General features: G+C 64.5%; 13 protein-coding genes and 2 tRNA genes. 9 read left to right on the forward strand and 6 right to left on the reverse strand.

The window, feature by feature from the left end:
* Nucleotides 1-94: 94 nt before the first annotated feature.
* Nucleotides 95-340 carry a hypothetical protein gene (locus tag GUY30_RS07635; protein WP_228281801.1) on the reverse strand — a complete coding sequence of 82 codons (246 nt, stop codon included), beginning with the start codon at nucleotides 338-340 and terminating at the stop codon, nucleotides 95-97.
* The gene (locus GUY30_RS07640; protein ID WP_167195805.1) at nucleotides 337-1245 is read right to left on the reverse strand and encodes an acyl-CoA thioesterase; all 909 of its coding nucleotides are present in this window, start codon (nucleotides 1243-1245) and stop codon (nucleotides 337-339) included. Before GUY30_RS07640 ends, GUY30_RS07635 begins: the two co-directional genes overlap by 4 nt.
* Nucleotides 1246-1340: 95 nt before the next feature.
* Between GUY30_RS07640 and GUY30_RS07645 the strand changes: the two genes are divergently transcribed.
* Nucleotides 1341-1883 (forward strand): acyl-CoA thioesterase, encoded by a 543-nt coding sequence (locus tag GUY30_RS07645; protein WP_167195808.1) that lies wholly within the window; start codon nucleotides 1341-1343, stop codon nucleotides 1881-1883.
* Nucleotides 1880-2551: a DUF8185 domain-containing protein gene (locus tag GUY30_RS07650; protein ID WP_167195811.1), complete on the forward strand. Its 672-nt coding sequence runs from the start codon at nucleotides 1880-1882 to the stop codon at nucleotides 2549-2551. Before GUY30_RS07645 ends, GUY30_RS07650 begins: the two co-directional genes overlap by 4 nt.
* Nucleotides 2552-2573: 22 nt before the next feature.
* Here GUY30_RS07650 and GUY30_RS07655 read toward each other — a convergent pair whose 3' ends face one another.
* From GUY30_RS07655 to pepN, 3 genes are read right to left on the reverse strand one after another with little or no spacing between them, the layout of a single operon-like run.
* Nucleotides 2574-2975 (reverse strand): globin, encoded by a 402-nt coding sequence (locus tag GUY30_RS07655; RefSeq protein ID WP_167195814.1) that lies wholly within the window; start codon nucleotides 2973-2975, stop codon nucleotides 2574-2576.
* Nucleotides 2959-4050, reverse strand: a complete 1092-nt coding sequence (locus GUY30_RS07660) for a mechanosensitive ion channel family protein (protein ID WP_167195817.1) — start codon at nucleotides 4048-4050, stop codon at nucleotides 2959-2961. Before GUY30_RS07660 ends, GUY30_RS07655 begins: the two co-directional genes overlap by 17 nt.
* Before the next feature lie 12 nt (nucleotides 4051-4062).
* On the reverse strand, nucleotides 4063-6741 hold the full coding sequence (pepN, locus tag GUY30_RS07665) for an aminopeptidase N (protein WP_167195820.1): 2679 nt from the start codon (nucleotides 6739-6741) through the stop codon (nucleotides 4063-4065).
* A gap of 192 nt (nucleotides 6742-6933) precedes the next feature.
* Between pepN and GUY30_RS07670 the strand changes: the two genes are divergently transcribed.
* The 3 genes from GUY30_RS07670 (at nucleotide 6934) to GUY30_RS07680 (ending at nucleotide 9220) form a co-directional block, all read left to right on the forward strand.
* Nucleotides 6934-7539 carry a mycothiol-dependent nitroreductase Rv2466c family protein gene (locus GUY30_RS07670; protein WP_167195823.1) on the forward strand — a complete coding sequence of 202 codons (606 nt, stop codon included), beginning with the start codon at nucleotides 6934-6936 and terminating at the stop codon, nucleotides 7537-7539.
* A 64-nt stretch (nucleotides 7540-7603) separates the two neighbouring features.
* Nucleotides 7604-8077: a ribose-5-phosphate isomerase gene (locus tag GUY30_RS07675; RefSeq protein WP_167195826.1), complete on the forward strand. Its 474-nt coding sequence runs from the start codon at nucleotides 7604-7606 to the stop codon at nucleotides 8075-8077.
* Nucleotides 8078-8107: 30 nt separating this feature from the next.
* Nucleotides 8108-9220, forward strand: a complete 1113-nt coding sequence (locus GUY30_RS07680) for an alcohol dehydrogenase catalytic domain-containing protein (protein WP_167195829.1) — start codon at nucleotides 8108-8110, stop codon at nucleotides 9218-9220.
* A gap of 77 nt (nucleotides 9221-9297) precedes the next feature.
* Here GUY30_RS07680 and GUY30_RS07685 read toward each other — a convergent pair.
* A tRNA-Pro gene (locus GUY30_RS07685) sits at nucleotides 9298-9371 on the reverse strand.
* A gap of 165 nt (nucleotides 9372-9536) precedes the next feature.
* Here GUY30_RS07685 and GUY30_RS07690 point away from each other — a divergent pair.
* From GUY30_RS07690 to GUY30_RS07705, 4 genes are all read left to right on the forward strand, one after another.
* Nucleotides 9537-9610 (forward strand) — tRNA-Gly (locus GUY30_RS07690).
* 62 nt (nucleotides 9611-9672) lie between these two features.
* Entirely contained in the window at nucleotides 9673-11079 is a 1407-nt protein-coding gene (locus tag GUY30_RS07695) for a glycoside hydrolase family 15 protein (RefSeq protein ID WP_167195832.1), read from the forward strand.
* 212 nt (nucleotides 11080-11291) lie between these two features.
* Complete coding sequence (tig, locus tag GUY30_RS07700; RefSeq protein ID WP_167195835.1) at nucleotides 11292-12653, forward strand: trigger factor; 1362 nt, start codon at nucleotides 11292-11294, stop codon at nucleotides 12651-12653.
* Nucleotides 12654-12857: 204 nt separating this feature from the next.
* Entirely contained in the window at nucleotides 12858-13454 is a 597-nt protein-coding gene (locus GUY30_RS07705; RefSeq protein WP_101545567.1) for an ATP-dependent Clp protease proteolytic subunit, read from the forward strand.
* Nucleotides 13455-13461: the final 7 nt, after the last annotated feature.

The following is a 13461-nucleotide window of genomic DNA, read 5'->3' on the forward strand; positions in this document are numbered from 1 at the left end:
GGTCTGAGCCGTATCGGCTCCGACCCTGCGTTCCCACAGGCGATGCCCCGGTCATTCCGACCGGGGCATCTCTGTGTCCGTGGTGTTTCGGATATCAGTCCTCTGAACGGCTGGTGAGACCGCCGAGGCGCGCGATCCCTCTGAACAGGAGACGCACGAGGATCGTCCCGATGATTCCGCAGACGACGGCCAGCAGCCCGCAGACCGCCGTATGCAGATCGGTGCGTCCCATGAACGCGACGAGGCTGAGCAGACCGATGACGAGGAACAGCGCTACGTTCACCAGCCGGCTGAGGATGGTGCCGATGATGTCCATCATCGTCGGGTCCTGACTTGTCACTGAACCTCCTTGACCCGGACCATGCCTTCTTGGGCCACAGTAGCCAGCAGGGTTCCGTCCTGAGCGAAGATGCGCCCGTAGCCGAGCCCGCGTCCGCCCTGCGCGGCAGGGGACTCCTGGACATAGAGCATCCACTCGTCGACGCGCACCCGGTGATGCCACCACATGGCATGGTCGAGGCTGGCCACTCGCAGACCAGGAGTCCGCCAGGTCAGTTCGTGGTGACGCAGCACCGGTTCAAGCAGATTGAAGTCACTGGCGTAGGCCAGGGCAGCGGCGTTGAGCACAGAATCGTCACCGAAAGTCGCGCTGGTCCGGAACCAGGAATGCTGTTCGGTGATCGAAGAATCAGAGGTGCCGGACGTGTGCAGAGACGGCTCGACGGGGCGGACTTCGAAGGGGCGCTTCCGCAGCCAATCGCTGACGAGCGGGGAATCTTCGTCGCCGAGGTAGTCGAGCAGCTCCGGGCAGTCCTCGGGAGCCGGCAGGTCGGTCGGCATCTGCTCGGCATGCCTGAGGCCCGACTGCTCGTCCTGGAAGGAAGCGCTCAGCGACAGAATCGGCGCTCCCTTCTGATAGGCGTGGACGCGGCGGGCAGAGAACGAACGGCCGTCGCGCAGCCGCTCGACTCCGAACTCGATGGGTTCGCTGACATCGCCGGCGCGCAGGAAGTACCCGTGGAGCGAATGGATCAGGCGATCGCTGGGGAGCGTGGCCGCGGCCGCAACGACACACTGTGCGAGCACCTGCCCGCCGTACACCCGACCATCGGGTTTGTACTGGCTGTGCCCGATGAAGAAATCCGTCTCGCTGGAAGCTGCGGTGAACTCGAGCTTGCGCAGATCGAGGATCTGGTGCAACGTCGCTACGTTCGCCTCCGCTTCGGTGGATGCTTCGTCGGTCATGGGCTTCTCCCTCGGATGGCTCGGCCAATCGTGCGTACGAGTCACGATCCTATCGCGTGCGGCATCGGCGTGATGAAGGTGGCATGATGGGAGGCATGCACTCAGGCGCCACCAACCCCCTTCTCGACGAGTTCACCCGCGTACTGTTGGAACTGAGATGGGGTGATATGGACGCGTACGGCCACGTCAACAACGTCACCCAGCTCAAACTGTTGGAAGAGGCGCGAGTGCGCGCCCTCGGCTCTCCCACTCACAGCTCCGACGCACCGACTACGCCCGGACAGCACGGAGTGTTCGAGACCGTCAGCGGGGTCGAGATTCCGACGATCTTCGCCGACGCCTCGGCGACGACGGAGCTCCTCGTGGCCTCCCACGCGATCGAATATCGCGCTCCGATTCCCTATCGCACCGGACCCATCGCCGTCGATCTCGTCATCAGCGAGGTCAGCCCCGCCTCGGTGACGGTGGGATATGTCATCTGCGAACCGGACGGTTCGCGCACTTATACGGTCGCCGAGACGATCATCGTCTTCATCGACATCGCCAGCGGTCGACCACGCCGCCTCAGCGAAGCCGAGACCGAAGCGATGGAATCGGTGCTCGGCACGCCCGTCCCGCTGCGGAGGACCCGGCGATGACGGAACTGCACATCAACGACCCGCTGGCGATGCGGGATCTCTCTGCTTTCACGTCTCTGGCCCATCGGGCGGATTCCGACGGAGCGATGCGGCTGCAGGTGGCCTCCGACGTCCTCGCCGCCACCGTGGCACCGCTGTTCCCGCACGGACTCGGCGACTCGACGCCGCTGGTGCTGGCCATGCGGATGCTGCGCCTGGACGATCATGAACTCGACGGCTTCGACGAGGCGGTGCCGCTGTCGAACCTCCTCGACCGGTTTGCGCGCGACGAGAACGGAACCACTCTTCCGGTGCCGCCGAACTCCGTGCTCGTGTCGTGGACGGGGATCGCGCCTCCGCGTGGGGGTTGGGCCGAATACGACACGATCACGGTCGGACAGCTCCACGAGACGGCGGAGGCAGGGATCGCAGAGATCAGCACCGGTGCACCCGAGGGATCCGGAGGACATGCGGTCAAAGCTCTGCGCTCCCGGGTGTGGTCACGCGAGATGACAGGTGAGCAGGGGACCGGACTGCCCGGAGGACTGGCCTTCGCCGCCACCGCTCTGCGCTTCGTTCCGCCCGTCGGTCGCGATGATGACCGGCAGCTGCGCATCATGGAATCCGGAGGCTGGCTGCGCCTCGTCACCCCGGGCGGTCACCTGCTCACGCGCGTGCGGGGTCGGTGACACGCGCGCTCAGGGTCGGTGATCAGCGGATGTTCGGATTCGTGTTGACCATCGCGGTCGCGGCCCGCTGGAAGTAGTCCCAGAACATCTCGTCGTACAGCGGCGGCAGACTCACATCATCGAGAGCCGCACGCATACAGCGCAGCCAGCGGTCACGGGCGTCGAAATCGATGGGGTAGTCGAAATGCCGCATCCGCAGTCGCGGGTGGCCGCGCTGCTCCTGATACGTCGACGGACCGCCGAAGTACTGTTCGAGGAACATCTGCAGACGGTGCTTCGCCCCCTCCAGCTCGTGGCCGTCCGGATACATCGCAATGAGCTGTGCATCGGCGTCGACATGCTGGTAGAACACGTCGACGAGGCGGGCGAACGTGTCATGTCCGCCGACGGCCTCGAAGATGGAGCCGTCAGTTGTCTGCGTCATCACTCGATCCTTCACTGGGGGAGTCTTCCTGCGCGGTGCTGCGGATCTCCTGGCCACTGGGCAGCGGCGAGGGATTCTCGGAGTCGCCTGCGGCCGCGGGGGCCATTGCCTGCTCCTTGTCCGGCAGGGTGCGCAGAACCGTCTCCTGCACCATACCGATCTGTCCGCCGCGCTTGGCCAGCTGGGTCATCAGTTCGGCACGGAAGGCACGCTCGACCATCCACTGCAGGTTCGGTTTGGTCTTGACCATGGTGCGGATGACGCGGTGGGAGCCCGACAGCGACTGGACACCGGCGATCTCCGGATCTTCGAGCATCGCCTTCGACAGCTCGGGATCCTTCCGCAGAGTGCGCGTGATGTCCTCGGTCATCTCGCGGTATTCATCCATCGAGGTCCGGTAGTCGATGGGGATGTCGAGGACGGCGCGTGCCCAACCCTGGGACAGATTGCCCACGCGCAGGATCTCACCGTTGCGCACATGCCACAGGGTGCCCGTGAGGTCGCGGATCTGAGTGCGACGCAGGCCGACGTCCTCGACTTCGCCGACGGCCTCGCCGAGGTCGACGGTGTCACCGATTCCGTACTGGTCTTCGATGACGATGAAGAATCCCGACAGGTAGTCGCGGACGAGCTCCTGAGCACCGAAGGCGATGGCGACACCGGCGATACCGGCAGAAGCGAGGATCGGGGCGATGTTGAAGCTCAGGGCATCGAGGATCATGAGGACCGCGATGACGCTGACGAGGATCGTCGTCACCGACGACAGCATCCGTCCCACGGTCTTCGCTCGCTGGGCTCGGCGTTCCTTGATCGTCTGTTCATCGATCCCGGTGCGTTGGGCCTCAAGGGCAGTGGCGGAGAACTTCGTTCGGCCGGCGCTTTCAGCCTTCTCGCTGCCGACGGTGCCCTTGGCGACCGCGGTGGTGAACCTGCGGATGAAGAGCCGGATGACGAGATTGACGACGATGGCGCCGATGATGATGACGGTGATCTTCAGCGGCGCGCCGAGGAGGAACGACGCCCAATCGAAGTCACTTGCAGTCTGAACAGTGGTATCAATTGCTTCGGAAGTCATGATCATTCGAGATTAGCTGTGAAGGTTCAACGATCCCTTGGAAGCGCTGGACGCACGCTGAACCTGCAATGCGCGCTCCGCATCGGCGAGGTTCTCCCGCATCAGCCGCACCAGGCCCTTCGGCGCGGACGGGTGATCGTCGAGCCACCGCCGGGTGGCCTTGACTGTGGCAGAACTCACCGGCGGGTACAGTCGCAGAGTCATCGTCTGCGCCATCTCCAACGTGCGCGTCTCCCACCAACCGGCTACCCGGGCGAAGTACTCATCGGCGAAGGACCGCAGCGGTGCTTCGGCGGCGATGAGCTCTCCGGAGTCCTTCTGCAGACCGGTTCCGAAGCCCAGCGCCAGTGCCCCGAGTTCGGAGTTCGGCAGATCGGCATCGTCGACGATGCGGGTGAAGGTGCGTGATTTCGACGCCGAGGTGGGCCTGGAGGCGCGTGCGGTCGCGGCGTGGCGAACACCGGTGGCGCTGGGGTCCTTGCGGCTCATCTCCGCCACGGCGGAATCGTCGACGGCGTCGTTCGCAGACAGACCGATGATGATCTCCCACGTCAGGTCCGTGTCCAGAGTGATCCCATAGACGTTGTCCTTCTCAGCCCGCAGCCAGGACTTCAGGCGGTCCAGCTGCTCGGGCGTGGTTGCATGACGGATGAACCCGCGCACGAGTTGGAAGGCCTGATCCGTTCCCTCCTCGACCGTTTCGAGCAGTTCGATGAAACGGTCGGCCACCTCGGCGTGCTTCGTCTCCCGCTCCTGCGGAGGCAGGTAGGAGGCGACCGCGGTGTCGAGCTGACGCATCTGCGTGAGCAGCCCGGACGAATGGGTGATGGCGCCCAGATGGGTGAGCACAGTGTTGATGTAGTCGTGGACGGGCCGTTCGCCGTCCCGGACCTCGTCCCACAGGGTGGCCAGAACGAGCAGCTGAGTGAGCGAATCGTCGAAGTCGCCCAGCCGGTGCGCCGCCGTTTCCATGCTGCGTGAGTCGAAGCGGACCTTGGCATAGCTGAGGTCGGCGTCGTTGACGACGATGACATCGGGCAGAGCCAGGCCACGGGCCTCGGTGACCTCGGCAGATTCGCCGTCGATGTCGAGCGGGAACGAATGGGTGCGCTTCAGTCGTCCCTGTCCGTTGTCCGAGTAGAAGCCGATGGCCAGTCGGTGCGGTCGCAGCGACGGCGTGGGCTGTCCCGGAATCGACCACGGCTTCTGAGTCACCTGCAGGGTCGAGATCGTCTGCTCGTCCGTCTTCGCCGCGTCGCCGGCTGCCTGACCGTCTTCGGCGGTGACGACGGCTTCGAGGAGGTTGACCCCGGATTCCTCGAGCCACAGCTTCGACCAGGCCTCCAGGTCCCTGCCCGAGGTGGCTTCGAGCTCGCTGAGGAGATCGGAGAGTTCGGTGTTCGACCAGGCGTGTTTGTCGAAGTAGCTCTTGAGACCGGAGAAGAACTCGTTGCGACCGACCCAGGCGACGAGCTGTTTGAGCACCGAGGCTCCCTTGGCGTAGGTGATTCCGTCGAAGTTGACTTCGACATCGGCGAGGTCCTCGATCGGGGCGACGATCGGGTGGGTGCTCGGCAGCTGATCCTGGCGGTAGGCCCAGGACTTCTCGATCGTGGCGAACGTCGTCCACGCATCGGCGAACTCGGTCGCCTCGGCCGTCGCCAGCGTCGACATGAACTCGGCGAACGACTCGTTGAGCCACAGATCGTTCCACCAGCGCATGGTCACGAGATCTCCGAACCACATATGAGCCAGTTCGTGGAGGATCGTCACCGTCCGGCGTTCGACCAGAGCCTCGGTGGGACGGGACCGGAACACATAGTTCTCGAGGATCGTCACGGCACCGGCATTCTCCATCGCTCCGGCATTGAACTCCGGGACGAAGAGCTGATCGTACTTCTCGAACGGGTAGGCGACATCGAATTCGCGTTCGAAGAACTCGAAGCCGGCCTTCGTGATCCGGAACAGCTTCTCCGCGTCGAGATGCTCGAGCAGCGAGGCACGGCAGTACAGACCAAGGGGCACGACAGATCCGTCGGAGGACGTCAGCTGCGAATGCACGGATTCATAGGGGCCGGCGATGATCGCGGTGATATACGACGAGATCGGGGTGGTGGGGGCGAACTGCCACACCGCCATGCCCGGTTGCGGGGTCTCTCCGAGTTCGGCGAAGGTCTCCTTCGGATCGCTCGGCGTCGGGGTGGGCGAATTCGAGACGACCGTCCACTTCTCCGGTGCGACGACGGTGAAGGAGTACGGAGACTTGATATCGGGCTGTTCGAAGACGGGGAAGACACGGCGCGCGTCGGGGACCTCGAACTGGGAGTAGAGGTAGACCTCGTCATCGATCGGGTCGACGAAGCGATGCAGGCCCTCGCCGGTATTCATATAGGAGAAATGAGCATCGACGATGAGCTCGTTCTCAGCCGCGAGACCGGGAAGGGTGATGCGGGCCGGTGCGACCACCTCGGTGAGGTCGAGGTCGGTGCCGTTGAGGCGGACGCGCTCGACGCTGGCGGTGATGGCGTCGATGAACGTCGTCGAATCCGATGCTGCAGCGAAGCGGATACGTGAGCGGACGCGGAAACTCTCACCAACTCCTGTGAGGATCAGAGTGTGCTCGTAGCTCGAGACGTCCACGTTGGCTGAACGTTCGCGTGCTTCGTCGCGGGTGAGGTTGTGTTGCGGCACAGTGAGGTGACCTTCGCTTCGGGAACCGGGTGTACGCGGTCATTCTTTCATGGACATGCGCTCCCGGTGCGATATCGGCACCACGGATCGGGATTCGACCGCTGTCCCCGCACTCGGCGGGTATTGGTAGATTGAGTACTGACACGATGGGTGCCCGACACGGGCCCGCAAGCGGATGAAAGAGGAGAGACAGTGAGCAGAGAAACACTCGATCTGTGGTTCGACACGGCCTGCCCATGGGCATGGATGACCTCGCGCTGGGGTCTCGAAGTGGCCAAGGTCCGCGACGTCGACGTGAAGTTCCACCCGATGAGCCTGAACTTCCTCAACCGTGACAAGGACATTCCCGACGACTACCGCGCACTGATGAACCGGGCTCTGGCTCCGATGCGCATCGTCACCGCCGCTATCGCCGAACACGGGGATGACATCGCCGAACCGCTCTACACCGCGATCGGCACCCGCATCCACCCGGGTGGAGAGGAGGACTTCGAGAAAGCTGTGTCCGAGGCCCTCGCCGAACTGCAGCTGCCTGCCGAACTCATGAAGTACGGCGAGACCGAGGACTATGACGCCCAGCTCCAGGCTTCCCACGACGAGGCTCTGAGCTTGGTCGGCGACGATGTGGGCACGCCGATCTGCCGCGTCGCCGGAACCGCGTTCTTCGGTCCTGTCGTCACCCCCGCTCCGAAGGGAGAGGACGCCGGACGGCTCTTCGACGGCGTCCTCGCCGTCGCCTCGACACCGGGATTCTTCGAGCTCAAGCGCACCCGCGACCAGGGCCCGAGCTTCGACTGAGACGGGGCGGTCCGCACAATCAGCGGACTCGACCGATCCACACACCGCACCGAAAGGCAGACATATGAAGGTTCACCTCGGCACCGACCACGCCGGATTCGAATTCAAAGAGCTCCTCAAAGCTCACCTGGAGAAGGCAGGGCACGACGTCGTCGACCACGGCGCTCATGAATACGACGCCCTCGATGACTACCCGGCATTCTGCATCGCCGCGGCGCAGGCCGTCGTCGATGATCAGGCCGCCGGACTCGACGCTCTCGGCGTTGTGATCGGCGGATCCGGAAACGGCGAGCAGATGGCCGCAAACCTGGTCAAGGGCGCACGCACCGCTCTGGCCTGGAATCCGGAGATCTCGAAGCTGGCCCGCCAGCACAACAACGCTCAGATCGTCGCCGTCGGCGCCCGCCAGCACCCCGAAGCCGAAGCGATCGCCATCGTTGACGCCTTCCTGGCCGAGCCGTTCTCCGGCGACGAGCGCCACGAACGGCGCATCAACATCATGGCCGACTATGAGGAGCAGGGCCAGCAGGCTCTGTGAAAGTAAGAACACTGTGACGAGGAGGACACTGTGAAGATCCACGGCGCCGTGCTGCGGGAGATGAAGCGGCCCCGGCCCTTCGCCGGGTCGCAGCCGATCTCGATCGAGTCTCTCGAACTCGATGAACCGGGTCCCGGTGAGGTGCTCATCCGGATGACGGCCGCTGGGGTCTGTCACTCGGATCTCTCAGTCGTCGACGGAAACCGTCCCCGCCCGTTGCCGATGCTCCTCGGTCATGAAGGTGCGGGAGTCGTCGAGCAGCTCGGTGACGGTGTCGATGACCTCGAGGTCGGCCAACAGGTCGTCACAGTGTTCCTGCCTCGGTGCGGGGAGTGCACGAACTGCCGTACCGACGGGAAGCTGCCCTGCACCCCGGGCAGTGCGACGAACGGTGCCGGAACTCTGCCGTTCGACGGTCACAAGGTCCGTCTCCATGAGGACACCGGCGCCGAGGTGCTCCACCACCTCGGCGCGTCCGTATTCGCCACTCATGCCGTGCTCAACCGTGCATCGGTCGTTCCCGTCGACGAGGACGTCCCCGCGTCCATCGCCGCTGTGCTCGGCTGCGCCGTGCTTACCGGAGGGGGAGCGGTCCTCAACGCCGGACGTCCCGGACCGGACGACGAAGTGATGATCGTCGGGCTCGGCGGGGTCGGAATGGCCGCACTCATCACGGCGCTGTCCATCGAGACCGCCGGCGTCATCGGCGTCGACGCGAACCCCGACAAACTCGTACGGGCGAAGGAACTCGGCGCCGTCGAGGTCTTCACACCCGAGCAGCTGGGGGAGCGGAAGGCACCGATCGTCATCGAATGCGTCGGACATCCTCGGGCCTTCGAGACCGCGTTCTCGGCCACCGCTGTCGGCGGGACGACCGTGACCGTGGGACTTCCCGCACCAGATGCGCAGTCGAGCATCACCCCGGTGACTCTGACCGCCGAGGCGCGGACCGTGATCGGCTCCTATCTCGGGTCCGCGGTGCCGAGCCGAGACATCCCCATCTACGCCCAGCTGTGGCGGGAGGGCAAACTGCCCGTCGAGGAGCTCATCTCCGACACGATCTCACTGAGCGAGCTCAATGAGGCATTCGACGCGCTCTCCGACGGAACGGTCATCCGTCAGGTCATCGACTTCGAGGCCTGAGCTCTCGACGTAGGCGCTTGAGGCTGCCAGGAACGACAAAGCCGCTCGGATCATATGATCCGAGCGGCTTTGGTCTGTCGGGATGACAGGATTTGAACCTGCGACCCTCTGTTCCCAAAACAGATGCGCTACCAAGCTGCGCCACATCCCGCGACGGCTCCTATCTAACCACAGGCGGGTCGGGACTTGCACCTTGCGAATCGAGCAAACCCGCTAATGCGACGCACCTCACAGTGCAAATAGGCAAGTGACGCAGGTCACCGAATGTCGATTTGGCGGTCGAGGAAGTTCTCGACTATAGTCGAACTCGCAACACGGGGATGTAGCTCAATGGTAGAGCCTCAGTCTTCCAAACTGATGGTGCGGGTTCGATTCCCGTCATCCCCTCCACAAGCCGGTCTGACCCGTTGGTCAGGCCGGTTTTCTCATGCCCGGACAGGTAGGATCCTCCCATGACCACCGCCGTTCGACCCCTGCAGGGCACGCTCCCGCACGGTGCACAGAGCACCGCACGGCCCAGCCGGCGAGCGATCCTCACCGGTGCCGCCATCGGGATCGGCGCGATCGGTCTCGGCTCAGCGATCACGGCAGCCCTCGCCGAGGCGGCCCGCCCCGACCCCGTCCGTTCCGTCACAGCTGCCTACACTTCCTCCGGCCAGCGCGAAGCCCTCGACGTCGAAACCGCGCAGACGCTGCCCGCGCAGTCGCGAGTCATGCCGGAACTCGCCGACCCGGCGCCCGCGAGGAGGCAGCAGGAGTTCCTCGAGGCCTGCGAACCATGGCTGTCGTTGCTGCCGGTCCACCACCGCGACCTGGCGGTCTCGGCTCTGCTCGACCTGTGGGTGCTCAGCGACGATCTGCCCGCCGCGGTCGCCGGATGGGCCGGCCCCTGGCGGTACGTCTGGCCCCGTGACACCGCGTTCTCCGCCATCGCCCTGGCGCGAGTCGGTCGACAGGATTTGGCCTGGAGTCATCTCCTCTTCCTGCAGTCCGTGCAGGCCGTCGACGGCTCGTTCGCCGCCAGAGTCGGCCCGGCAACGGGAATGGCTCCCGACGACCGGGAATCGCAGTTCGACTCCCTCGGCCTCGTCCTCTGGGCGGTATCCGACGTGCACGCGGTGTCCACGGCGACGGCCGAACCGTTCGACCTCGGCGACCTCGATGACCTGCTGCGACGGACCACCCGGCGCCTCTTCGACCTCACCTCCGACGGTCGCAGCCTGCCTCCCGTCGGCCCGGACTATTGGGAGGTGGGAGAATCGCAGGTCACCCTCGGTCTGGCCGGGCCGACCCTGGTCGGGATGAATTCGCTCACCGCATTGACGAAGGCGGATCCGGAACTGTGGAGCCGCCTCGGCGGAGATCCTGAATCCGTCCGGCGCACAGCAGATGACTACCGTGCGACCTTCACCCGGACCTTCGAAGCCAATGGGATGCAGCGGTATCCGACCTCGGGCGGGGCCGATTCGGCCATTGCCTACCTGCCCGCCGCCGGACTCGTACCGGAACAGGCAGAGGGGATCTATGCACTCGACCCTGAGCTCCTCGGCGGAGTCTGGGACCGGCTCGTCCAGCCGGCAGGCGGGATCAAGCCCGGTCACGGATGGATCATCGACCGCTCCAGCTGGACGCCGTCGACCTCGCTCATGGGGCTCGGTTTTGCGCGCCTCGGGCAGGTGGAGAAGGCCGAGGAGATCCTCGACTGGCTCGCCGACCACCGCACGAGCGCCGGATCCCTGCCGGAGAAGATCAGCGCCGAAGGTGTCCCGGTGTCCGTGGCACCGCTGTCGTGGACGGCAGCCAACGTCATCATCACCCTCGACGAGCTCTACGTGAACCGAGGTGGACCGGATTCGTGAAATCACCCCTGTTTCGCGTAACGGGCGGGGTTTCGCGTAACATAGGTGATTGCGTCTTGCGGACGTGCGCGAACTATTCGTGGACTTTCGCTCCCTCTAAGGTCACGAGATGACCGATCAGGCTGTGAGATGGCCGTTTGCGGTCACGAACCCGGATGATCAGGTCGGAGATGACCGAAAATGCATGACTGTCGAATTTGAAAGGTCACACTGTGAAGAGCTCCGTCGAGCAACTCGACCCCACCCGGGTCAAGATCAGCGTGGAAGTCCCATACGCCGAACTCAAGCCGAGCGTCGACGAGGCATACAAGACCATCGGTGCCCAGGTGACCGTCCCCGGTTTCCGCAAGGGCAAGGTCCCCTCGCGCATCATCGATCAGCGCATCGGTCGTCCTGCTGTGATCCAGGAAGCCGTCAACAACGGTCTTGATGACTTCTACCGCAACGCGGTCGAAGAGCACGACCTCAAGCCGATGGGCCAGCCCGAGGTCGAGATCTCCGAGGTTCCCGGACTCGACGGAACCGAAGACGGCGAACTGGGCTTCACCGTCGAGGTCGACGTGCGTCCCGAGGTCAAATTGCCTGCCTACGACACGATCAACATCGAGGTCGACCCCATCGACGTCACCGACGCCGATGTGGATGCCGAGCTCGAGCAGCTGCGCACCCGCTTCGGAACCCTGGTCGCCGTCGATCGCCCCGCAGCCACGGACGACTTCGTCACCCTCGACCTCGTCGCCACCATCGGTGACGAAGAGATCGACACCGCCTCCGACATCTCCTACCAGGTCGGCGCCGGCACGATGCTCGAAGGCATGGACGAGGCCCTCGACGGGCTCTCCGCCGGAGAGACCACGACCTTCGAGACCACCTTCGCAGGCGGCGAGCACGCCGGCGAACAGGGCACCGTGAAGATCACCCTGGGTGCTGTCAAGGAACGCGAACTGCCCGAGGCCGACGACGACTTCGCTCAGCTGGCCAGCGAGTTCGACACGATCGACGAGCTGCGTGAGGACCTGCGCGTCCAGGCCGGCAAGACCAAGGAGACCGAGCAGGGCGTCCAGGCACGCGACAAGGTCCTCGAACACCTCATGGAGACCCTCGACGTGCCGGTTCCGGCCAAGATCGTCACCGACGAGGTCGAGCGTCACCTCGAATCCGAGAACCGTTCGGACGATGACGAGCACCGCAAGGAGGTCACCGAGGAGACCGAGCGCAACCTGCGCACGCAGTTCATCCTCGATGCCGTCTCCGAAGCCGAGAACGTCGAGGTCAGCCAGCCCGAACTCATCGAGTACCTGATCTCCGCTTCGCAGCAGTACGGAATGAACCCCAACGAGTTCGCTCAGATGCTCGACAGCTCCGGCCAGGTCAACGCGCTGGTCGGCGAGGTCTCGCGCCGCAAGGCACTGGCCGCCGTCCTCGCTGGTGCCACGGTCAAGGACACCGCCGGAAACGTCGTCGACATGGAGGCCTTCACCTCCGCCGGTGACGACGCCGAGGAAGCCGACGCTGACGCGCAGAGCGCGGAAGCCGCGGACGAAGCACCTGCAGAGGCTGCCGAAGAGAACTGAGGGAGAGCCGCCTCGGCGGTGGAATCCTGATGAGACGGTGGGTACGGATCACGATCCGTACCCACCGTCTCTGCATCTGCGCTGATCCCGATCACGCTGAGGGCGAACACAGGCCTCGCCGCGGACTAAAACCCAGGGGAGAGCGGTTAGAGTCCATAGCAAGCCATCCACAGAACACAGGAGTGAAACGTGAGCGCACACGACATGACAGCTCCCGTCGGCCTCGACGCCGGTGGGGGAATGGGTCTCGACGACCACATCTTCAATCGTCTTCTCAAGGAGCGCATCATCTGGCTCGGTTCGGAGGTGCGTGACGACAACGCCAACGCCATCTGCGCGCAGATGATGCTGCTGGCCGCCGAAGATCCCGAAGCGGACATCTCGCTCTACATCAACTCGCCCGGCGGATCCGTCACCGCCGGTATGGCCATCTACGACACCATGCAGTACATCAAGCCCGACGTCTCGACCGTGGCCATGGGCATGGCCGCCTCGATGGGACAGTTCCTGCTGTCCTCGGGCACCCCAGGCAAGCGCTACGCCACCCCGCACGCGCGCATCCTCATGCACCAGCCGCTGGGCGGCATCGGCGGAACGGCCACGGACATCAAGATCCAGGCCGAGCTGATCCTGCACATGAAGAAGCAGATGGCGGAACTGACCGCTCAGCAGACGGGCAAGTCGCTCGAGCAGATCCTCCAGGACAACGATCGTGACCACTGGTTCACCGCTGAGGAAGCCCTCGAATACGGCTTCATCGACAAGATGGTCACCCGCGCGTCCGACGTCGAGAACAACTGAGCAGGAG

It is taken from the genome of Brevibacterium pigmentatum, from assembly GCF_011617465.1.
Classification (GTDB): Bacteria; Actinomycetota; Actinomycetes; order Actinomycetales; family Brevibacteriaceae; genus Brevibacterium; species Brevibacterium pigmentatum.